Source organism: Bacillus sp. ILBB4 (genome assembly GCF_035064545.1).
Lineage (GTDB): Bacteria > Bacillota > Bacilli > Bacillales > Bacillaceae_H > Priestia.
Genome location: NZ_JAIQVD010000005.1, coordinates 239,604 through 261,180 on the forward strand (window position 1 = coordinate 239,604; position 21,577 = coordinate 261,180).

The window sequence follows — 21,577 nt, forward strand, 5'->3', positions numbered from 1 at the left end:
TTGAATAGAGGTATTAAACTTCTTGGCAAATGTGATATACTACGAACGTCGAAATTATCAACTTATTTGGAGGGCTTAATGGAAAAACACTCAAAAGTAATTCAAAAAATGGCACAAGTAATTCCATTTTCGCAAACGGGTGACTTCTATTTCGAAAAAGCGCTGCAGGCGTTTGAAGAAGAGGAGTCGGATAAAGCGCTCAAGTATTTAACGCGTGCAAACAAAGAGAATGCCCGTAATCCACAGCTTCTTACAAACGTTGGAGTAGCTTTAACGGAGCAGGGAGATTATCAAGATGCCAACGAGCTTTTTCTCCATGTGATTCATCATATGGACGATAAATTAGGAAGCTGTTACTACTATATAGCCAACAGCTATGCGCATCTTGGACTGTTTGAAGAATCAAAAAAATACGCGATGTATTACATTGAGCATTTTCCAAATGGTGACCTCTTTCGATCGGCTACAGATCTGTTAGATTTACTATCAATTGATGTGGATGAAGAAGATGAAGAGCCTAAAAATCAGCTAGGCGACATGCTGATTATAAAACAAGAACAAGCAAAACGACTGCTTGAAGCAACGAATTTTGAAGAAGCAGTGGATTTGTTAACTGAAATAATTGATGAGTATCCAGAATTCTGGTCTGCATATAATAATTTAGCGTTAGCTTATTTTTATTTAAATAAAATTGATGAGGCAATGGATTTGCTGAATGAAGTATTGGAGAAAAACCCTGGAAATCTTCATGCGTTATGCAATCAGCTGATTTTCTATTATTATTGCCATAAGCATAAAGAAGTTGAGGAGCTTACAGACGGGCTTAGCCGCGTTTATCCAATGTCATTTGAACACCGCTATAAGCTTGGAGCAACATTTGCATTGATTGGTCAATACAAACTATCATACAGATGGTTAAAAAAGCTTTATACACAAGGATTTCAAGGAGACAACTCATTTCATTATTGGCTCTCATATGCCTCTTACTATACCGGACGTGAAGCGTTCGCTAAAGAAATGTGGAAGCTGGCATTGGAAGACGTTCCTGATAAAGAAGGAGAGGAGCCTTGGCGCATCAGTCAAAAAGCTGCGAAGGTTTTTCAATCGAAAGTGGATGTTACAGCGAAAAAGAAGTGTGCAACAAAAAATGTTCACGATCAGCTTTACAGCTTGTATATGGCAAAAAAGCTTCCTGAACAGCAGCGTCTGCTTCTTTTAGAAGAAATCAAGTCGTCCATACATATGAGTACACTTTTGGATGAAGTATATACGTATGTATGGCAGGATAAACAACATGTGATTTTTGAGGTGGCAGATGTTATTGAACTGGAGATGGAATCGCAGAATGAAAGTGATACCCAGGATCTTTTAAGCTTTTGGTTTTATGTATATGTACAGGTATATAAACAATCCTATGATTTTCAGCATGTGAACGTAAATGCATGGGCCGCAGCCGTCACATATATATGGGCGAAAGAAAAAAGGCAGGCTATTACTCAAGCCGATGCGGCAAAACAATATTCCATTTCCGCTGCAACAGTTAGAAAGTACAGTAAAATTGTGAATACGTTATTAAATTGAGCAAAAAAATAGACGGTAATAGGAAGAACATATTAGGATAGTGGTAACGAAATAATTATCCATAAATTTGGAATCAACTACGAAGGAATTTCCTAAAAGGAGTGTAAAGCAATGACAGAAGAAAAAATTTATGATGTCATTATTATTGGGGCAGGTCCAGCAGGTATGACTGCTGCTGTATATACATCTCGTGCAGATTTATCAACACTAATGATTGAACGCGGAATTCCAGGCGGTCAAATGGCTAATACAGAAGATGTAGAAAACTATCCAGGTTATGATCATATCCTTGGCCCAGACCTTTCTAACAAAATGTTTGAGCATGCAAAAAAATTCGGTGCGGAATATGCGTACGGTGATATTAAAGAAATCATCGATGGAGAAGAATACAAGACAGTTCGTGCAGGCAGCAAAGAATATAAAACACGTTCAGTAATCGTTGCTACTGGTGCAGAATATAAAAAATTAGGCGCGCCAGGAGAAAAAGAACTAGGCGGCCGCGGCGTATCTTATTGTGCTGTATGTGACGGCGCATTTTTTAAAGGTAAAGAGCTAGTCGTTGTAGGCGGTGGAGACTCTGCGGTTGAAGAAGGCGTATATTTAACACGCTTTGCAACAAAAGTAACAATTATTCACCGACGCGATGAGCTTCGCGCGCAGAAAATCCTACAGCAGCGTGCATTTGACAACAAAAAAGTTGATTTTATTTGGAATACAACGGTCAAAGAAGTAAATGAAAAAGACGGTAAAGTAGGCAGCGTAACGTTAGTAGACACAAAAACAGGTGAAGAGCGCGAGTTCGGTGCGGACGGCGTATTCATTTATGTTGGAATGGTTCCACTAACAAAACCATTCGAAAGCCTAAACATCACGAATAAAGAAGGATATATTGAAACGAACGAGCAAATGGAAACAAAAGTACCAGGTGTGTTCGCAGCTGGAGACGTTCGTGAAAAGGCTCTTCGTCAAATTGTAACAGCTACAGGTGATGGCAGCATTGCTGCTCAAGCGGCTCAGCACTATGTAGAAGAGTTAAAAGAAAAGTTAAAAGCTATTCAGCAATAAGGCTGAAATCAATCTTTTACAAAACGTAATTCGGTTTTAACTGTTCTGTAACACCTGTGAAACATTGATGGGGTACTATATAGATAGTAATTGACCCCCTTTTATAAAATATATGTATGTCGGGCATAGGACGTGTTCCTATGCCTCTTTTTTGTGACTATAACAGATTGAATTTCCGTATATAACAGCAATGGATTATTTTCAGAAAATTTAGTAATAGTTAGTTCATCTCCGTTGTGAGAGAAGTTTGTTTCGTAGTATAATAAAAGAAAATGTCAGTATACATATGATGAGGTGGAAAACATGCAAAGGGTCACAAATTGTGTATTAATGAAAGACGATAAAGTATTGTTGCTTCAAAAGCCACGAAGAAACTGGTGGGTGGCCCCGGGTGGGAAAATGGAGCAAGGAGAATCTGTAAAAGACTCTGTTGTGAGAGAATTTCGTGAAGAAACGGGAATTTATTTGAAAAATCCCACTGTAAAAGGTATCTTTACTTTTACGATGAAAGAAAACGATCAAATTTCATCTGAATGGATGATGTTTACTTTTTTTGCTACAGATTTTGATGGGACAAATGTGCTAGAATCAGAAGAAGGCAAACTCGGTTGGCATAATTTGAGTGAAGTAAGTGAATTGCCGATGGCACCGGGAGATCATCACATTATCGATTATGTAGCAAAAGGGTCGGGTGTTATTTATGGCAACTTTACGTATACAACGGATTTCGAGTTATTATCTTATCGAATTGATCCTTGTTAATGATAAATAGACATGTATGCATAGATTGAGGGGGATGGAAAATGAGTACTGGGTCTGTAAGCGATATTCAATTAGTGATTATTACTGGAATGTCAGGTGCAGGAAAAACAGTAGCAATTCAGAGTTTTGAAGATTTAGGGTTCTTTTGTGTAGATAATTTACCCCCTACATTGCTACCGAAATTTTTAGAACTCATGAAAGAGTCAGGGAATAAAATGAATAAAGTTGCTCTTGTTATGGACTTGCGAGGCAGAGAGTTTTTTGAAAGCCTGTTTGAAGCATTAGATAACATGAGTGAAACAACGTGGGTCACGCCACAAATTTTATTTTTAGATGCAAAAGATTCTGTATTGGTGACGCGCTATAAAGAAACGAGACGTTCACATCCGCTAGCTCCTTCGGGTTTACCTTTAGAAGGAATTGGTATGGAACGTGAGCTTCTTGAGGAGTTAAAGGGAAGAGCTCAGCTTATTTATGAGACGTCAGAGTTAAAACCAAGAGAGCTTAGAGAAAAGATTTTAACTCAGTTTTCGTCGCACGCTTCACAGGTTTTTACTGTTAATGTGATGTCGTTTGGTTTTAAATATGGTGTACCTATTGACGCTGATTTAGTCTTTGATGTGCGCTTTTTGCCAAACCCTCACTACATTGACCATATGCGTCCTAAAACAGGGCTTGAAGAAGAGGTTTCTTCTTACGTATTAAAATGGACGGAAACTCAAAAGTTCATTGAAAAAGTAGTAGACTTACTTTCGTTTATGCTTCCACAGTACAAGCGAGAAGGTAAAAGCCAGCTGGTCATTGCTATAGGATGCACAGGCGGACAGCATCGCTCCGTCACATTAGCTGAATATTTAGGTCACCATTTCCAGAATGAATACAAAACTCATATTTCTCATCGTGACATTGAGAGGAGAAAGGAAAATCATAGATGAGCAGTGAACAGCTTCCAAAAGTTGTCGTCATTGGGGGAGGAACGGGTTTACCAGTGCTGTTAAGAGGGTTGAAGGAATACCCTCTTGATCTTACAGCCATCGTAACCGTAGCAGACGACGGGGGAAGTTCTGGCCGATTGCGCGATGAACTTGAAATCCCTGCTCCTGGTGATATTCGAAATGTGCTAGTTGCTTTATCTGATGTAGAGCCACTAGTTGAAGAGCTTTTTCAGCATCGATTTGATACAGGAAATGAGCTTACAGGCCATTCTCTTGGCAATTTGTTGCTTGCAGCTATGACGTCTATTACTGGCGATTTTGTGCATGCTATACGAGAAATGAGCAAAGTACTAAACGTCAGAGGGAAAGTACTTCCAGCAGCTAATCAAAGTGTTGTGCTGCATGCGGAGATGCAAGATGGATCCATCGTAACAGGTGAATCTAAAATTCCAGAAGTTAATAAAAAAATTAATAAAGTATTTTTATCGCCCGCCGATGTGAAACCGCTTGTCGAGACAATAAAAGCGATTCGACGAGCTGATTTAATTGTGTTGGGGCCCGGAAGTCTTTATACAAGTATTTTGCCGAATTTACTGGTGCAGGATATTTGTAACGAGCTTTGTTCGACAAAAGCAAAGAAAGTGTACGTATGCAACGTGATGACGCAGCCGGGTGAGACATTGGGCTTTAAGGCAAGTGATCATATTAAAGCGCTTTACAATCATATGCCTTGTGCATTTTTAGATGCGATTATCGTCAATAATGCACCTATTCCAGCACCTTTGAAAAAGAAATACCAAGTAGAGCAGGCTCAGCCTGTAGAATATGATCGTGAAGTATTGCTAAAATTAGGGTTAGAAGTGATTGAAGATCAAATTATTCAGTATGACGGCAGCGTAATTAGGCATGATACAAAAAAAGTAGCAAAGCTTGTGTATTCTATGCTGACATCGCTGCAAGGTAAAACGAATACGGGTGTTTAACACTATTTCCGTATGTAGATTGGAGGTGAAGTTATGTCATTTGCATCAGAAACAAAAAAAGAGTTAACGAATTTAGAAATCAAAGATTGCTGTGCAAAAGCAGAGCTTTCTGCATTAATTCGAATGAATGGTTCACTTTCTTTTTCGAATAAAAAATTCACGGTTGATGTTCAAACAGAAAACGCAGCGATTGCTCGACGCATTTATGTCCTGCTTAAGAAAAATTATGATGTTTCAGTAGAACTGCTTGTGCGTAAGAAAATGCGGTTGAAAAAAAACAATGTGTATATTGTTCGATTAGTAGAGAAAACGAGAATGCTTTTGGAAGACTTAAAAATTGTAGAAGAAGGATTCACGTTTACACATCGTATTTCACCAGAGCTAGTACAAAAAAAATGCTGTAAGCGATCCTACTTAAGAGGCGCATTTTTAGCCGGCGGTTCTATTAATAACCCAGAGACATCATCGTACCACCTTGAAATCTTTTCATTGTATGAAGAGCACAACGAAGCTTTATGCAATTTAATGAACGAATTTCAATTGAATAGTAAAACATTAGAACGGAAAAAAGGCTATATTAACTATTTAAAAGAAGCTGAAAAAATTACGGAGTTTCTAAATATCATTGGAGCCCATAATGCTCTGTTACGGTTTGAGGATGTAAGAATCGTCCGAGATATGCGAAATTCCGTTAATCGCTTAGTTAATTGTGAAACAGCTAACTTAAATAAAACGATCGGAGCGGCTATTCGTCAAGTGGAAAACATTCGTTATATTGATGAAACAGCTGGATTAGACATCTTACCAGAAAAGCTAAGAGAAATTGCTCGTTTGCGTGTGGAATACCAAGACGTTACGTTAAAGGAGCTTGGTGAGATGGTATCTGGAGGTCAAATTAGCAAATCGGGCATTAACCATCGGTTGCGTAAAATTGACCAAATAGCAGACAAGCTTCGCGCCGGTCAGCCAGTCACATAAGGGGAATTGCAAGGGGGAGGATTTTATCATGGAAAAACAAGTAGAAGTAAAATTAAAAACGGGATTACAGGCTCGTGTTGCGGCACTATTTGTGCAAGAAGCAACTCGTTTTACATCTGATGTGTACTTGAAGAAAGATGAGAAAGTAGTCAACGCTAAAAGTATCATGGGGTTAATGAGCTTAGCGATTAATAATGGGTCTCTTATTACGCTCATTGTTGAAGGGGTAGATGAAAAAGAAGCAATGGATGCGTTAGTAGCTTACGTAGAGAACGATGCATAAAAAAGCCTTTCCCGCTGCGGGAAAGGCTTTTTTCTTATTTAGGGTCGTTTTCTAATACTTTGTCAATTAGACCGTATTCTAAAGCGCGTTCAGCAGTCATGAAATTATCACGATCTGTATCACGTTGTAGCACTTCTAACGGTTGACCTGTACGCTCAGCTAAAATTGAATTTAGTTTTTCGCGTAAGAATAGAATACGTTTTGCCGCAATTTCGATTTCAGTAGCTTGTCCTTGAGCACCACCAAGAGGTTGATGAATCATTACTTCGCTGTTTGGAAGAGCAAAACGTTTGCCCTTTTCACCAGCAGCCAGTAAGAAAGCACCCATTGATGCAGCCATACCAATACAAATTGTAGAAACTTTTGGCTTAATGAATTGCATCGTATCGTAGATAGCCATTCCAGCTGTAATAGAGCCACCTGGACTGTTGATATAAAGTGAGATATCTTTTTCTGGGTCTTCAGCAGCTAAGAATAGAAGCTGAGAAACGATTGAGTTAGCTACATTATCGTCAATAGCACTACCTAAAATAATAATGCGGTCTTTTAATAAACGTGAATAAATGTCATAAGCACGTTCACCACGGTTTGTTTGTTCAATAACTGTAGGAATTAAGTTCATATTAAATTCCTCCTTAACAAGAATAATTTGTTATGTACCTATAATACACGTATGGTCAATAAAGGTCAAACAAAAGAACCTCTACTACACATATTCGCTTAAAAGACTATGTATTCCTCTTTGACATTATTAAAATTTTTCCCCCTTCTAAAAAAAATAAACGTAGTATTCTATTGAAAAGAGAAGTTTTCTCTCCTATAATGGAAGTTGTGACAAATATGCCCTCGTAGTGTAGTGGATAGCACAAGAGATTCCGGTTCTCTTAGGGTGGGTTCGAATCCTGTCGAGGGCGTCTTAAAACGTTGCGGATTACGCAACGTTTTTTATTTTGAGTAAAAAGGCTCATCTTCTCAAAAAATAATATTTATTTTCCTCCTATAACCCTTTATACGCGTAAGGAAGCAAGAAATTAATTCCATTGTACCGGTTGCGGAATTTGTCAGAATACTATAAAACAGTATATAAGGAAAAGAAACACGGAGGAGGAATAAATATGAAATATATGAACAAACTTTTCATTGTCAGTGCATCGGTAGCACTATTGCTGTCTGCATGCGGGACGAACGAAGATTCTGCTCAGCCGAAGTCTAATGATCAAGCAGAAAATGTTCAGCAGGACACAGCTTCTAAATCTGATCAAACATCAGGCGCTGCAAAAGAAGATTCGAAAAAAGATGCGGATTCTTCCGAGGTCTCAGCCAAACCTTCAGGAAGTCAATCATCAACTAGCGAAACAGCGGATGATGAACAGTCAACGTCTTCTTCAGAAACAAAACTAACAAAAAGCCCAGAACAAGATTATTCTATTCAAGTAATGGATGGTTATAAACTAACGGGTGAAGAACCAGGAAAAGATGCGTTAGTATTAACTTCAGATGATTCTCAATTTATGCGTATCGAAATGCTTTCATCAAAAGCATCGATGGACGACGCTACTCAATCTGTTAAACAAACGGCAACAGCAGTTAATAAAAATGCAGCAGAGAAAAAGAATCTTGAAGAGAATGGAATCTTCAAAGATTCTGTTTGGTATGAAGCCACATCTGGCGATCATACGGTAAACGCTGTGTTGGTTAAAGGAAAGAAACCAATGAAGCTAACCATCTTCACGAAAAATGACGAAGAAAACTTGGACAAGTTTATGCAAATGGCACAAACCATTCAATAAGTAATTTTTCTATATATTATACACATGCAGAAAATTCGACATGACGAAGAAAACGTCATGTCGGATTATTACTCGGATCATGTGGTTGGTGCGAATTATAATGAAAAGTTATAAAGTTGCATAACTCTATTACTTTTTTGATGGTTAGTAATTAAAAATAGGATGAACCGCTTCGTTAACAAAGGTTGACGGAGGTTTTTTGATGAAAAAATTACATATAAAAAATAGTTACATGCTCCTTGAAAGCGTTTTTATAGTAAAATAGATGAAGGGGAGGGGAGAAATAATGGAGATTGGATTATTTCAGCAGCAGTCGTTAAAGCTGACGATGTCAAAAGAATTATCACAAGCTATTTCTCTTTTACAATATTCATCGATGGATATTGTAGCGTTTTTACATGAGCAGGCGCTTCAAAATCCGCTTATAGATTTTTCAGAGCTGCCCGTCTATACATCTCACAATCAAAAAAATCATGCAACTTCTGATTCAACAGATTATATGAGCAGTATACCAGCTCCTAAAGAAACGCTGTACGAACATTTAATGAATCAATCCGCATTATTAAAATTAGATGAATGTGAGCAGGCAGCCGTTGAGTTTGTTATTCATAGTCTGGATGATGCTGGCTATTTGCACGATGAGTTAATTATACTTGCTAACCAGCTTGGTCAAGGTCAAGAGCAGGTTGAAAAGGCTCTCCAGCTTGTGCAGCAGATGGACCCGGCAGGAGTAGGGGCAAGAAGTTTACAAGAGTGCTTAATGCTTCAATTAAAAAGGAATAATCAATGGACAGAAAAAATAGAGCAAATTTTGACACATCACTTTGAGGAATTTGCGTATAAAAAATGGATGAAAATCTCAAAGTTATGTCAAATCTCACTTGAGGCTCTTCAACAATTACATGAACAGATTAAGAAATTAAATCCTCGTCCTGGATCGTTTTATATGAAGTCCAATGAACGATTCATTGTACCGGATTTTATTGTGAAAATTGAAGATGGAAATGTTGTTGCTTATGCAAATGAGGATTTGGAACCTCGACTTTCAGTGAATGAACAATACAAACTTCAGCTGAAAAATAGGCAGAACCAAGAAATGTTTTCTTATTTGCAAGAGAAATATCGTGAATTCCAATGGATTATGAAAAGTTTACACACACGCAAAGATACATTAAACGCATTAATGAATACCTTACTCGTTGAACAAGAAGCATTTTTTAAAAAGGGTCCTTCGTATTTGAAGCCGTTAACAATGAAGGAAGTAGCGGAACAAACATCTGTGCATGAATCAACGATTAGTCGTGCTACTCGGCACAAATATATTCAAACGCCTTTTGGCACCTTTTCAATGAAATCTTTTTTCTCAACTAGTATTCAACTGGGCAACAACGAAGCGACTTCTACAACTCACGTAAAAGAACTGCTTAAAAAGCTAGTAGCAGAAGAAAACAAACAGCGTCCGCTTTCAGATCAGCAGTTAGCTAACGTTTTGCAAAGCAATTATAACGTTACTATTTCAAGAAGAACGGTAGCCAAATATCGAGATCAATTAAACGTTCTACCATCCAGTCAACGAAAACTTTTTGTCACGCAGTAAAGGAGTGGGAATGTGGAAGTCGTACTGTATACCAAAAATGGCTGTCACTTATGCGATGATGCAAAGGAGCTGCTTGCAGAGCTGCAGTCGGAGTTTCTCTTTCAGCTTATTGAACGAGATATTTACAAAAACGATGAGTGGCTGGAAAAGTATCATCTTGCCATTCCTGTAATAGAAATGGATGGAGAAGAAGTAGAATATGGAAAAATAACAGGTATTCCATTAAGAAAACGCTTACTTTTAAAAATAGGCAACACATGAGTTGAATAAAGGATTCACTCCTGTTAGAATAGATTTTGTAGCAGGGTGAATTTTTTTTGCGCAAGGTGGGACATAATATGTCTATACGGGACAAAATATGTCCAGCGAGTTTATGCCTTAAGGGGATTTTAACATGCGTTCTTTAATAGAAGTACAACGAAAATTATTACCTGAACTTCTCTCAGTTATGCAAAAGCGCTATCAAATCTTGCAATACATACGTTTAATGCAGCCGATTGGCCGCAGAAACTTAGCTGTAAGCCTTGGGCTAACAGAGCGTGTGTTACGAAGCGAAGTAACATTCTTAAAAGAACAAGATTTGATTGACATTTACCCTAGTGGAATGACGCTTACAAATGAGGGAGAACTCCTTCTGGCTGAATTAGAAGAAGTAATGAAGGAAGTTTCGGGACTTCGATTATTGGAAACAACATTAAAAGAGGCGTTTTCTTTATCAGAAGTTGTTGTTGTATCTGGAGATAGTGATCAGTCTCCTTGGGTCAAAAATGAAATGGGTCGAGCATCTGTTTCGTGTATCAAGGAGCGCCTTGTTGGTAAAAAAAATACCGTTGCTGTTACAGGTGGTACCACGCTTGCCGCCGTTGCTGAAATGATGACACCTGATTTAAAACACCCTGATGTACTTTTTGTACCTGCTCGCGGAGGGCTAGGTGAAAATGTACAAAACCAAGCAAATACGATTTGTGCTAAGATGGCTGAAAAGTCCATGAGTCACTATCGCTTGCTTCATGTTCCAGATCAGCTTAGTGATGAAGCATACCGATCTATTATCGGTGAACCATCTATTAAAGACATGCTTCATTTAATTAAGTCCGCTGGTATGGTTGTTCACGGAATAGGAGACGCTATGACAATGGCAGAACGCCGTAAAACACCACAAGCAGACTTAGAAAAAGTGAAAAATGGACATGCTGTAGGTGAGGCATTTGGATACTATTTTAATCATCAAGGCGAAGTTGTTCATAAAGTTAAAACAGTTGGCATACAACTCGATGATTTAAAGAACAATAAATGTGTTATTGCTGTTGCAGGAGGTTCATCAAAAGCAAAGGCAATTAAAGCGTTTATGCAACAAGCGCATGATTCGATTCTCATTACAGATGAAGGCGCCGCAAAAGAGTTAGTAAGGGATTTTAATTAATCCCTCATATAAAAAAATACTTTTTACATTCAAGGAGGAAATACCCATGGCAGTAAAAATTGGTATTAACGGATTTGGTCGTATCGGCCGTAATGTATTCCGCGCAGCTTTAAAAAATGATAACGTTGAAGTAGTAGCAATCAACGACTTAACAGATGCTAACATGCTTGCTCACCTTTTAAAATATGATTCTGTACACGGAAAATTAGATGCAGAAGTAGTAGTAGATGGTAGCAACTTAGTAGTAAACGGTAAAACAATCGAAATCTCTGCTGAACGTGACCCAGCTCAATTATCTTGGGGCAAACAAGGCGTAGAAATCGTTGTTGAATCTACTGGATTCTTCACAAAACGCGCTGACGCTGCGAAACACTTAGAAGCAGGAGCTAAAAAAGTAATCATCTCTGCTCCAGCATCTGACGAAGATATCACAATCGTAATGGGTGTTAACGAAGACAAATACGATGCGGCTAACCACAACGTAATTTCAAACGCTTCTTGTACAACTAACTGCTTAGCGCCATTTGCTAAAGTGTTAAATGACAAGTTCGGTCTTAAACGCGGAATGATGACAACAGTTCACTCTTACACAAATGACCAACAAATCTTAGACTTACCACACAAAGATTACCGTCGTGCTCGTGCAGCTGCTGAAAACATCATCCCAACTTCAACTGGTGCTGCTAAAGCTGTATCTCTAGTATTACCTGAATTAAAAGGTAAATTAAACGGTGGAGCTATGCGTGTTCCAACTCCAAACGTTTCTTTAGTAGACTTAGTTGCTGAACTTGACAAAGAAGTAACTGTTGAAGATGTAAACAACGCTCTTAAAGAAGCTGCTGAAGGCGATCTTAAAGGCATCCTTGGTTACAGCGAAGAGCCACTAGTATCTGGTGACTACAATGGTAACATCAACTCTTCTACAATCGATGCATTATCTACAATGGTAATGGAAGGTAACATGGTTAAAGTTATCTCTTGGTACGATAACGAGAGCGGATATTCTAACCGTGTAGTAGACCTTGCTCAATACATCGCTGCTAAAGGACTATAAGAATAACTTGAAATTCGCTTCTATTTTATTCAATAAGACAGAAATCGACTAGACTTTCCTTTTTTATTGGATATCTGAAAATAGAACGACTATAATAAGACTTGCTAAGGAAGAGAGGGGCATACCCCCTCTTCCTTGATTTATGTATTGGCTTCTACATGAAAAAGCGTCATAAGCAGCTAACTGGAGTTTCACTTTATATAGAAAGGCGCCAATATATAAAATGAAATGTACGGTGGTTTGTGGATTGATGAATACATAGAAGCCTACTTGCTTAGTACCATAAATACTTAAGGAGGCCTTTTAACGATGAACAAAAAAACGTTGAAAGACATCGATGTAAAAGGAAAGCGAGTATTTTGTCGCGTAGACTTTAACGTACCAATGAAAGACGGAAAAGTAACAGACGAAACTCGTATTCGTGCAGCTATTCCTACTATTCAATATTTAGTAGAACAAGGTGCAAAAGTAATTTTAGCTAGCCATCTTGGACGTCCAAAAGGCGAAGTTGTTGAAGAGTTACGTCTAAATGCTGTTGCAGAACGTTTACAAGCTCTTCTTGGTAAAGACGTTGCAAAAGCTGACGAAGCTTTTGGCGAAGAAGTAAAGAAAACAATCGACGGCATGAGCGAAGGCGATGTTTTAGTACTTGAAAACGTACGTTTTTACCCAGGTGAAGAGAAAAACGATCCTGAATTAGCAAAAGCATTTGCTGAATTAGCAGACGTGTACGTAAACGATGCATTCGGTGCAGCTCACCGTGCGCATGCTTCAACAGAAGGAATTGCACAACATATTCCAGCAGTAGCAGGTTTCTTAATGGAAAAAGAGCTTGATGTGCTTTCAAAAGCATTATCAAACCCAGAACGTCCATTTACTGCAATCGTTGGTGGAGCAAAAGTTAAAGACAAAATCGGTGTAATTGACCACTTGCTTGATAAAGTAGATAACTTAATCATCGGTGGAGGACTTTCTTACACATTTATTAAGGCACTAGGCCATGAAGTAGGTAAATCACTTCTTGAAGAAGACAAGATTGAACTTGCAAAATCTTTCATGGAAAAAGCTAAGAAAAACGGAGTAAACTTCTACATGCCAGTGGACGTGGTAGTAGCAGATGACTTCTCAAATGATGCTAATATTCAAGTTGTATCAATTGAAGATATTCCAAGCGATTGGGAAGGCTTAGACGCAGGACCGAAAACGCGTGAAATCTATGCTGACGTAATCAAAAACTCTAAGTTAGTTATTTGGAATGGACCAATGGGTGTATTTGAATTAGACGCATTTGCTAATGGAACAAAAGCAGTAGCAGAAGCTTTAGCAGAAGCAACTGACACATATTCAGTAATCGGCGGAGGAGACTCTGCAGCAGCTGTTGAAAAATTCAACTTAGCTGATAAAATGAGCCATATTTCTACAGGTGGCGGTGCGTCACTAGAGTTTATGGAAGGTAAAGAACTTCCAGGCGTAGTTGCATTAAACGATAAGTAAGTTTATGTTTCAGTAAGACGGAGGACCGACCTGACGACTGATAATATAAAAAATTATCAAGCAGCGAAGATGGATGACCAAGAGATAAAAGGGACCGAATCACTTTTAACAGCACCCTCTTGGACATCTAACGCGTGAAGGGAAAACCCACAATAAACAAAGGACGGTGTTATACATGCGTAAACCAATTATTGCAGGAAACTGGAAAATGAACAAAGTACTTTCTGAAGCAACTAGCTTTGTTGAAGAAGTAAAAGGAGCAGTACCATCTCCTGAAAGCGTAGAATCAGTAGTATGTGCACCTGCACTATTTTTAGATCGTTTAGTAGAAGCGACTAAAGGCACAGACTTAAAAATTGGTGCACAAAACATGCACTTTGAAGAAAACGGTGCGTTCACTGGAGAAGTGAGCCCTGTTGCTTTAGCAGACTTAGGTGTGAACTATGTCATTTTAGGACACTCTGAGCGTCGTGAAATGTTTGCTGAAACGGACGAAACAGTAAACCAAAAAACAATTGCTGCATTCAAACATGGTTTAACACCAATCGTTTGCTGCGGTGAAACAAACGAAGAGTACGAACAAGATCAAACAAAAACAGTTGTAGCTAATCAAGTACAAAAAGCATTAGCTGGTCTAACTGATGAGCAAGTAAAACAAACAGTTATCGCATATGAGCCAATCTGGGCAATCGGTACAGGTAAATCTTCAACTGCTGAAGGTGCAAACGAAGTTTGTGCATACATCCGTAGCGTTGTTGCAAAACAATTCTCTCAAGATGTTGCAGATGCTGTACGTATTCAATACGGCGGTAGCGTAAAACCTGCTAATATCAAAGAATATATGTCTCAATCAGACATTGACGGAGCTTTAGTAGGTGGAGCAAGCTTAGAAGCAGATTCTTTCTTACAGCTTTTGGAGGCTGGTAAGTAATGAGTAAAAAGCCAGTAGCATTAATCATCTTAGATGGTTTTGCATTACGCGATGAAGATAAAGGTAATGCGGTAACACATGCAAAAAAACCAAACTTCGACCGTTTCTGGAACGAGTATCCTCATGCTACACTTCAGGCGTCTGGAGAAGCTGTAGGCTTACCAGAAGGCCAAATGGGTAACTCTGAAGTAGGTCACTTAAACATCGGCGCAGGCCGAATTGTGTACCAAAGCTTAACTCGTGTAAACGTAGCAATTCGTGAAGGCGAGTTTGAACAAAACGAAACGCTTCTAGCAGCTGTAAAGCACGCAAAAGAAAAGGGTACAAACCTTCATCTTTTCGGGCTTTTATCTGATGGCGGTGTACACAGTCATATCGAACATCTATATGCATTATTGCGTCTAGCTAAGAGTGAAGGCTTAGAAAAAGTCTACATTCATGGCTTCTTAGATGGTCGTGACGTAGCACCTCAATCTGCTGAAACGTATTTAAAAGAACTTAATGAAAAAATTGAAGAGTACGGCGTTGGTGAAATTGCAACACTTTCAGGACGTTACTACTCAATGGACCGCGACAAACGCTGGGAGCGCGTAGAGAAATCATACCGCGCAATGGTGTACGGCGAAGGTCCATCATATACAAGCGCTGAAGAGTGCGTAAAAGATTCGTATGAAAATGGAATCTATGACGAATTCGTTTTACCTTCTGTTATTACAAAAGAAGACGGATCGCCAGTTGCGACAATTCAAGATGAAGATGCAGTTATTTTCTACAACTTCCGTCCAGATCGCGCAATTCAAATTTCAAATACGTTCGCAAACGAAGATTTCCGTTCATTTGATCGCGGTGAAAAACATCCGAAAAACTTACATTTTGTATGTTTAACTCACTTCAGCGAAACAGTTGACGGATATGTAGCCTTTAAGCCAAATAACTTAGATAACACGCTTGGTGAAGTATTATCTCAAAATAACTTAAAGCAGCTTCGTATTGCCGAGACAGAAAAATATCCTCACGTAACGTTCTTTATGAGCGGTGGACGTGAAGCAGAGTTTCCTGGTGAAACACGTATCTTAATCGATTCACCAAAAGTAGCAACATATGACTTGAAACCTGAGATGAGTGCTTATGAAGTGACGGACGCGTTGCTTGCAGAAATCGAAGGAGATAAGCAAGACGCTATTTTATTAAACTTTGCAAATCCTGATATGGTTGGCCATTCAGGTATGTTAGAACCAACGGTAAAAGCGATTGAAACAGTAGATGAGTGCTTAGGCAAAATCGTAGATGCAATTTTAGCTAAAGGCGGTACAGCAATCATCACAGCAGACCATGGTAATGCTGATGAAGTGATTACGCTTGAAGGTAATCCAATGACGGCTCATACAACGAATCCTGTTCCAGTAATCGTAACCAAACAAGGCTTAGAGCTTCGTGAAGACGGTATTCTAGGGGATCTAGCTCCTACGATGCTTACTCTTCTAGATGTGGCACAGCCAAAAGAAATGACAGGTAAAACATTAATTAAATAATTAATTATAAAGGAGAGTTTTAAAATGCCAGCAATTCTTGACATTTATGCACGCGAAGTATTAGATTCTCGCGGTAACCCAACAGTTGAAGTTGAAGTATATACTGAATCAGGCGCTTTCGGACGCGCTTTAGTACCAAGTGGTGCTTCTACTGGTGAATACGAAGCAGTAGAATTACGCGATGGTGACAAATCTCGCTACCTAGGTAAAGGTGTATTAAAAGCAGTAGAAAACGTAAACGAAATTATCGCTCCTGAATTAGTAGGTATGGACGTAACTGATCAAATCGGTATTGACCGCCTTATGATCGAGTTAGACGGTACTGAAAACAAAGGTAAATTAGGTGCCAACGCTATTCTTGGTGTATCTATGGCAGTAGCTCACGCAGCAGCTGATTTCGTAGGTCTTCCATTATACCGTTACCTTGGTGGATTCAACGCTAAGCAATTACCGACTCCAATGATGAACATCATCAACGGTGGTTCTCATGCTGATAACAACGTTGACTTCCAAGAATTCATGATCTTACCTGTAGGAGCTCCTACATTTAAAGAAGCAATCCGTATGGGTGCTGAAGTATTCCACGCGTTAAAATCTGTTTTATCTGCTAAAGGCTTAAACACAGCTGTAGGTGACGAAGGTGGTTTCGCTCCTAACTTAGGTTCTAACCGTGAAGCATTAGAAGTAATCGTAGAAGCAATCACAAAAGCTGGTTACGAAGCTGGTAAAGACATCCAATTAGGTATGGACGTAGCTTCTTCTGAGTTCTTCAACAAAGAAACTGGTAAATATGATTTAGCAGGCGAAGGCCGTACAGGCGTAACTTCTGCTGAAATGGTAGATTTCTACGAGCAGTTAGTTAACGAATTCCCAATCGTTTCAATCGAAGACGGTTTAGACGAAAATGACTGGGATGGTCACAAGCTATTAACTGAGCGCATTGGCGGAAAAGTACAGCTTGTTGGTGACGATCTATTCGTAACAAACACGAAAAAACTTGCTCAAGGTATCGAACAAGGCGTAGGTAACTCTATCCTTATCAAAGTTAACCAAATCGGTACATTAACTGAAACGTTCGAAGCTATCGAAATGGCTAAACGTGCTGGTTACACAGCAGTAGTTTCTCACCGTTCTGGTGAAACTGAAGATGCAACAATCGCTGATATCGCTGTTGCAACAAACGCTGGTCAAATCAAAACTGGTTCTATGAGCCGTACAGATCGTATTGCGAAATACAACCAATTACTACGCATCGAAGACGAGCTAGGTGTTCTAGCTGTATACGATGGCGCTAAATCTTTCTACAACTTAAAAAAATAAGTTGAAAGTATAAAAAACGGATGACGATTGTCATCCGTTTTTTTACGTTAAAATCCGGTGTATTTCACTGCCATTACTTGTACGAGAGGGTTTTTTATGATAAATTAACCTTAGCGTAGTGCGCGTACTTTATCCCCGGTAATGCCAATCAGAAGGGATGAAGAAACCCCGCTGATTGACTATTACTTGGTGTAGGAGGTGTGTCTTAGTGCATACATTGCTGATTACTTTGCTAGTGATTGTTTCAATTGCTTTGATTGTTGTGGTCGTTTTACAATCAAGTAAAACTACTGGATTATCTGGAGCTATTTCCGGTGGAGCTGAAACGTTATTTGGGAAACAAAAAGCACGTGGAATTGACTTAGTTTTACACCGTTTGACAGTAGTGTTATCTATCTTATTCTTTGTGTTAACACTTGCTGTATCTTATTTCAAACTTTAATATGTTACTGGATAGACTGCCACCTAATGCATATGTACTTGGTGTATACCAACTTATGTATTAGGTGGTTTTTTAATGGGCGTGTTGAATACTTTAATTTCATTTTTAAGTAATGATATAATATAGCTTTAGAAAAAAGTACTAAATATAGTATAAAAGCGTAAAAGTGGATGGCCACATCTCTTGTTATGTGATGACCGTCACATAAATACATGTTTTTTTCTATTAGGACTGCAGATATTATAACTAAAAGGAGTTAAATGATATATGAAAATTGCACAACCAAAGCCATTTACATTTGAAGGCGGCGAAAAAGCTGTTTTATTACTTCATGGTTTTACCGGAAATTCTGCTGATGTTCGTATGTTAGGTCGTTTTTTAGAGAAAAAAGGATACACATGCCACGCACCTCATTACAAAGGACATGGCGTAGCGCCTGAAGAACTTGTTCATACTGGTCCAAAAGATTGGTGGAAAGATGTCATGGACGGCTATGAGTTTTTGAAAAGCAAAGGTCATGAAAGTATTGCCGCTGTAGGTCTTTCACTAGGTGGCGTATTTTCACTGAAATTAGGTTACACTGTACCTATAAAGGGTATTGTGCCTATGTGCGCCCCTATGTATATAAAGAGTGAAGAAGTCATGTATGAAGGTGTTTTAGCGTATGCACGCGAATATAAAAAGCGTGAAGGTAAATCGTCTGAACAGATTGAACAAGAAATGGAAGAGTTCAAGCAAACACCAATGAACACATTAAAGTCTTTACAGGAATTAATCGCTGAAGTGCGAAATTCAGTTGATATGATTTATGCACCGACATTTGTTGTACAAGGTCGTCATGATCATATGATTAATACAGACAGCGCCAATATTATTTATAATAGCGTCGAGTCTCCTACAAAAGATATAAAATGGTACGAAGAATCTGGTCATACCATTACCTTTGATAAAGAGCGTGATCAGCTTCACGAGGATGTATATGCATTTTTGGAATCACTTGATTGGTGATAGAGATAATACGAATAAAGAAAAAGGAGGGACATGATGTGAAAGAAGAAAATCAGCCCTATATAAATGAAATATTGGATTTTATGAAAAGGGATAATTACAAACCTTTGACTGTCCAAGAGCTTGCAAAAGAATTTAATACTGAGGATGCAGAGTCATTCAAAGAGTTTGTGAAGGCACTTGTTATTATGGAAGAGAAGGGTTTAATTATCCGAGCAAGAAACGATCGCTACGGGCTGCCGGAACAAATGAATTTTGTCAAAGGGAAAGTAAGCGGACATGCAAAAGGGTTTGCGTTCGTAGTTCCTGAAGAAAAAGATGCGGGTGATGTATTTATTCCCCCTACTGAAACAAACAATGCTATGCACGGAGATATTGTGCTTGCAAGAGTGTCATCAGAATCATCAGGTGCTCGTCGTGAAGGAACCATTGTAAAAATCTTAGAACGAGGTACCCAGCAAATTGTAGGTACGTATACGCAAAGTAAAAATTTTGGCTTTGTGATTGCGGATGACAAAAAAATTGCAGGTGATATTTTTATTCCCAAAGCAGCAAGAAACGGTGCGGTTGAAGGCCATAAAGTAGTAGTAGAACTGACAACCTATCCGGAAGGCCGCATGAACGCAGAAGGAAAAGTTGTTCAAATTCTTGGACATAAAAACGATCCGGGGATCGATATCATTTCTGTTATCCATAAGCACGGTCTTCCTCAAGAATTTCCTGCTGATGCTTTAACACAAGCAATTGATACACCTGAAACGATTGACGAAAAAGATATCGGCAACCGCCGCGATCTTCGTGATCAAGTTATTGTAACCATTGACGGAGCAGATGCAAAAGATTTGGATGACGCCGTAACGGTTACAGAGCTTGAAAATGGAAACTACAAATTAGGCGTCCATATTGCAGATGTAAGTCACTACGTTAAAGAAGGTTCTCCGATTGATGTAGAAGCAGCAGAGCGCGGAACAAGCGTCTATTTAGTAGACCGAGTTATTCCGATGATTCCTCACCGTTTATCTAATGGAATTTGCTCATTAAATCCAAAAGTTAACCGTTTTACGCTTTCTTGTGAGATGGAAATCGATCCACAGGGTGAAGTAGTGAAACATGAGATTTTTGAAAGTGTCATCAAAACGACAGAACGAATGACGTATTCAGACGTTAACAAAATCTTAGTGGATAAAGATGAAGAAGTGTTAGAACGCTACGAGCCAATTGTTCCGATGTTTGAGCGTATGGAAAAGCTGGCAGCTATTCTTCGTAAAAAGAGAATGGATCGCGGGGCCATTGATTTTGATTTCAAAGAAGCAAAAGTATTAGTAGACGATGATGGCCATCCTCACGATGTTATTTTGCGTGAACGTTCGGTTGCTGAAAAGCTAATCGAAGAATTTATGCTAGCGGCGAATGAAACAGTAGCAGAACATTTTCACTGGATGAACGTACCGTTCATTTATCGTATTCATGAAGATCCAGATGCAGAGAAGCTTACTCGTTTCTTAGAGTTCATTACAAACTTTGGTTACACGGTGAAAGGAACAGGAAACGATATTCATCCGCGTGCGCTACAGGATATTTTAGAAGAAGTAAAAGGCACGCCTGAAGAGATGGTTATTTCAACTGTTATGCTTCGTTCGATGAAACAAGCGAAATATGAAGCAGAAAGTTTAGGCCACTTTGGTTTATCAGCTGAGTTCTATACGCATTTTACGTCTCCAATCCGTCGTTATCCGGATTTAATCGTTCATCGTCTCATTCGCACGTATTTGATTGAAGGAAAAACAGATCAGCAAACGCAAGAAAAATGGCGCGAGCTTCTGCCTGATGTTGCTGAGCATTCTTCTAATATGGAACGTCGTTCAGTTGACGCTGAGCGGGAAACGGACGATATGAAAAAAGCTGAGTTTATGGCTGATAAAGTTGGGGAAGTATTTAATGGTATTATTAGCTCTGTTACTAACTTTGGAATGTTCGTGGAGCTAGAAAATACGATTGAAGGTTTAGTTCACGTCAGTGACTTAACAGATGACTATTATCGTTACGACGAACGTCACTATGCGATGATTGGAGAAAAAACGGGCAATGTCTTCCGAATTGGAGACGAAATTGAAGTGAAAGTCGCCGATGTGAATAAAGACGAGCGTTCGGTTGACTTTATTATTGTAGGAATGAAAGAAAGTCGCAAACGCTTATCTAAAGACCGTCCTAAGGTGATTAAAGCAAAACAAAAGTCACGCAAAGATGATAAAGGAAAAGGTCGCGAGGGCAGCCGAAGCAAAAATGAAGAGTGGTCTACTCAAAAGCCAAAGAAGAAAAAGAAAAAGAGATTCTTCGAGGGTGCTCCAAATGTTAAGCGCAAAAAGAAAAAGCGTAAATAATCGAAATCGACAGCAGTG

20 protein-coding genes and 1 tRNA gene are annotated in these 21,577 nt (G+C 38.9%); 20 read left to right on the plus strand and 1 reads right to left on the minus strand.

Annotated features, from left to right (window positions below; translation table 11 throughout):
- Nucleotides 1–78 precede the first annotated feature (78 nt).
- The 7 genes from LAV82_RS22075 to LAV82_RS22105 all read left to right on the plus strand — a co-directional run bounded on the left by LAV82_RS22075 (nucleotide 79) and on the right by LAV82_RS22105 (nucleotide 6,587).
- Nucleotides 79–1,581, plus strand: a complete 1,503-nt coding sequence (locus tag LAV82_RS22075; protein WP_025601653.1) for a tetratricopeptide repeat protein — start codon at nucleotides 79–81, stop codon at nucleotides 1,579–1,581.
- 111 nt (nucleotides 1,582–1,692) lie between these two features.
- Nucleotides 1,693–2,646: a thioredoxin-disulfide reductase gene (gene trxB / locus LAV82_RS22080; protein ID WP_211078582.1), complete on the plus strand. Its 954-nt coding sequence runs from the start codon at nucleotides 1,693–1,695 to the stop codon at nucleotides 2,644–2,646.
- Between the two features lie 303 nt (nucleotides 2,647–2,949).
- Nucleotides 2,950–3,408, plus strand: coding sequence for an 8-oxo-dGTP diphosphatase (locus tag LAV82_RS22085; RefSeq protein WP_013059712.1), 459 nt, complete (start codon nucleotides 2,950–2,952; stop codon nucleotides 3,406–3,408).
- A gap of 41 nt (nucleotides 3,409–3,449) precedes the next feature.
- Entirely contained in the window at nucleotides 3,450–4,343 is an 894-nt protein-coding gene (rapZ, locus tag LAV82_RS22090) for an RNase adapter RapZ (protein ID WP_013059711.1), read from the plus strand.
- Entirely contained in the window at nucleotides 4,340–5,326 is a 987-nt protein-coding gene (mgfK, locus tag LAV82_RS22095; RefSeq protein ID WP_013059710.1) for a gluconeogenesis morphogenetic factor MgfK, read from the plus strand. Before rapZ ends, mgfK begins: the two co-directional genes overlap by 4 nt.
- Before the next feature lie 33 nt (nucleotides 5,327–5,359).
- The gene (whiA, locus tag LAV82_RS22100; protein WP_406899595.1) at nucleotides 5,360–6,304 is read left to right on the plus strand and encodes a DNA-binding protein WhiA; all 945 of its coding nucleotides are present in this window, start codon (nucleotides 5,360–5,362) and stop codon (nucleotides 6,302–6,304) included.
- 28 nt (nucleotides 6,305–6,332) lie between these two features.
- Nucleotides 6,333–6,587: an HPr family phosphocarrier protein gene (locus LAV82_RS22105; protein ID WP_013059708.1), complete on the plus strand. Its 255-nt coding sequence runs from the start codon at nucleotides 6,333–6,335 to the stop codon at nucleotides 6,585–6,587.
- A gap of 34 nt (nucleotides 6,588–6,621) precedes the next feature.
- Here the strand turns inward: LAV82_RS22105 and clpP are convergent, their stop codons facing one another.
- On the minus strand, nucleotides 6,622–7,209 hold the full coding sequence (gene clpP / locus LAV82_RS22110; protein WP_013059707.1) for an ATP-dependent Clp endopeptidase proteolytic subunit ClpP: 588 nt from the start codon (nucleotides 7,207–7,209) through the stop codon (nucleotides 6,622–6,624).
- A 220-nt stretch (nucleotides 7,210–7,429) separates the two neighbouring features.
- Between clpP and LAV82_RS22115 the strand changes: the two genes are divergently transcribed.
- From LAV82_RS22115 to rnr, 13 genes are all read left to right on the plus strand, one after another.
- Nucleotides 7,430–7,501: transfer RNA gene (locus LAV82_RS22115), tRNA-Arg, on the plus strand.
- 201 nt (nucleotides 7,502–7,702) lie between these two features.
- Nucleotides 7,703–8,377: a DUF8580 domain-containing lipoprotein gene (locus tag LAV82_RS22120; protein ID WP_499716895.1), complete on the plus strand. Its 675-nt coding sequence runs from the start codon at nucleotides 7,703–7,705 to the stop codon at nucleotides 8,375–8,377.
- A 286-nt stretch (nucleotides 8,378–8,663) separates the two neighbouring features.
- Entirely contained in the window at nucleotides 8,664–9,974 is a 1,311-nt protein-coding gene (gene rpoN, locus LAV82_RS22125; RefSeq protein ID WP_013059705.1) for an RNA polymerase factor sigma-54, read from the plus strand.
- 12 nt (nucleotides 9,975–9,986) lie between these two features.
- The gene (locus tag LAV82_RS22130; protein ID WP_274157010.1) at nucleotides 9,987–10,235 is read left to right on the plus strand and encodes a glutaredoxin family protein; all 249 of its coding nucleotides are present in this window, start codon (nucleotides 9,987–9,989) and stop codon (nucleotides 10,233–10,235) included.
- A gap of 133 nt (nucleotides 10,236–10,368) precedes the next feature.
- Nucleotides 10,369–11,397 carry a sugar-binding transcriptional regulator gene (locus LAV82_RS22135; protein WP_013085386.1) on the plus strand — a complete coding sequence of 343 codons (1,029 nt, stop codon included), beginning with the start codon at nucleotides 10,369–10,371 and terminating at the stop codon, nucleotides 11,395–11,397.
- Between the two features lie 46 nt (nucleotides 11,398–11,443).
- Nucleotides 11,444–12,451, plus strand: coding sequence for a type I glyceraldehyde-3-phosphate dehydrogenase (gene gap, locus LAV82_RS22140; RefSeq protein ID WP_013059702.1), 1,008 nt, complete (start codon nucleotides 11,444–11,446; stop codon nucleotides 12,449–12,451).
- 309 nt (nucleotides 12,452–12,760) lie between these two features.
- On the plus strand, nucleotides 12,761–13,945 hold the full coding sequence (locus tag LAV82_RS22145) for a phosphoglycerate kinase (RefSeq protein WP_013059701.1): 1,185 nt from the start codon (nucleotides 12,761–12,763) through the stop codon (nucleotides 13,943–13,945).
- A 175-nt stretch (nucleotides 13,946–14,120) separates the two neighbouring features.
- A complete protein-coding gene (tpiA, locus tag LAV82_RS22150) occupies nucleotides 14,121–14,876 on the plus strand; it encodes a triose-phosphate isomerase (protein ID WP_211078576.1) in 756 nt (251 codons plus the stop codon).
- Nucleotides 14,876–16,408, plus strand: a complete 1,533-nt coding sequence (gene gpmI, locus LAV82_RS22155) for a 2,3-bisphosphoglycerate-independent phosphoglycerate mutase (RefSeq protein WP_013085384.1) — start codon at nucleotides 14,876–14,878, stop codon at nucleotides 16,406–16,408. The genes tpiA and gpmI overlap by 1 nt, the downstream gene beginning before the upstream one ends.
- 24 nt (nucleotides 16,409–16,432) lie before the next feature.
- Entirely contained in the window at nucleotides 16,433–17,728 is a 1,296-nt protein-coding gene (gene eno / locus LAV82_RS22160) for a phosphopyruvate hydratase (RefSeq protein WP_013059698.1), read from the plus strand.
- 208 nt (nucleotides 17,729–17,936) lie between these two features.
- A complete protein-coding gene (secG, locus tag LAV82_RS22165; RefSeq protein ID WP_013059697.1) occupies nucleotides 17,937–18,170 on the plus strand; it encodes a preprotein translocase subunit SecG in 234 nt (77 codons plus the stop codon).
- Nucleotides 18,171–18,437: 267 nt separating this feature from the next.
- Nucleotides 18,438–19,178, plus strand: a complete 741-nt coding sequence (locus LAV82_RS22170; RefSeq protein ID WP_013059696.1) for an alpha/beta hydrolase — start codon at nucleotides 18,438–18,440, stop codon at nucleotides 19,176–19,178.
- A gap of 83 nt (nucleotides 19,179–19,261) precedes the next feature.
- Nucleotides 19,262–21,559, plus strand: a complete 2,298-nt coding sequence (gene rnr / locus LAV82_RS22175; RefSeq protein WP_155660738.1) for a ribonuclease R — start codon at nucleotides 19,262–19,264, stop codon at nucleotides 21,557–21,559.
- Nucleotides 21,560–21,577: the final 18 nt, after the last annotated feature.

Coding starts and splice junctions, on each gene's coding strand:
- LAV82_RS22075 (WP_025601653.1), top strand. CDS start 79: ATGGAAAAACACTCAAAAGTAATTCAAAAAATGGCACAAGTAATTCCA.
- trxB (WP_211078582.1), top strand. CDS start 1,693: ATGACAGAAGAAAAAATTTATGATGTCATTATTATTGGGGCAGGTCCA.
- LAV82_RS22085 (WP_013059712.1), top strand. CDS start 2,950: ATGCAAAGGGTCACAAATTGTGTATTAATGAAAGACGATAAAGTATTG.
- rapZ (WP_013059711.1), top strand. CDS start 3,450: ATGAGTACTGGGTCTGTAAGCGATATTCAATTAGTGATTATTACTGGA.
- mgfK (WP_013059710.1), top strand. CDS start 4,340: ATGAGCAGTGAACAGCTTCCAAAAGTTGTCGTCATTGGGGGAGGAACG.
- whiA (WP_406899595.1), top strand. CDS start 5,360: ATGTCATTTGCATCAGAAACAAAAAAAGAGTTAACGAATTTAGAAATC.
- LAV82_RS22105 (WP_013059708.1), top strand. CDS start 6,333: ATGGAAAAACAAGTAGAAGTAAAATTAAAAACGGGATTACAGGCTCGT.
- clpP (WP_013059707.1), bottom strand. CDS start 7,209: ATGAACTTAATTCCTACAGTTATTGAACAAACAAACCGTGGTGAACGT.
- LAV82_RS22120 (WP_499716895.1), top strand. CDS start 7,703: ATGAAATATATGAACAAACTTTTCATTGTCAGTGCATCGGTAGCACTA.
- rpoN (WP_013059705.1), top strand. CDS start 8,664: ATGGAGATTGGATTATTTCAGCAGCAGTCGTTAAAGCTGACGATGTCA.
- LAV82_RS22135 (WP_013085386.1), top strand. CDS start 10,369: ATGCGTTCTTTAATAGAAGTACAACGAAAATTATTACCTGAACTTCTC.
- gap (WP_013059702.1), top strand. CDS start 11,444: ATGGCAGTAAAAATTGGTATTAACGGATTTGGTCGTATCGGCCGTAAT.
- LAV82_RS22145 (WP_013059701.1), top strand. CDS start 12,761: ATGAACAAAAAAACGTTGAAAGACATCGATGTAAAAGGAAAGCGAGTA.
- tpiA (WP_211078576.1), top strand. CDS start 14,121: ATGCGTAAACCAATTATTGCAGGAAACTGGAAAATGAACAAAGTACTT.
- gpmI (WP_013085384.1), top strand. CDS start 14,876: ATGAGTAAAAAGCCAGTAGCATTAATCATCTTAGATGGTTTTGCATTA.
- eno (WP_013059698.1), top strand. CDS start 16,433: ATGCCAGCAATTCTTGACATTTATGCACGCGAAGTATTAGATTCTCGC.
- LAV82_RS22170 (WP_013059696.1), top strand. CDS start 18,438: ATGAAAATTGCACAACCAAAGCCATTTACATTTGAAGGCGGCGAAAAA.
- rnr (WP_155660738.1), top strand. CDS start 19,262: ATGAAAAGGGATAATTACAAACCTTTGACTGTCCAAGAGCTTGCAAAA.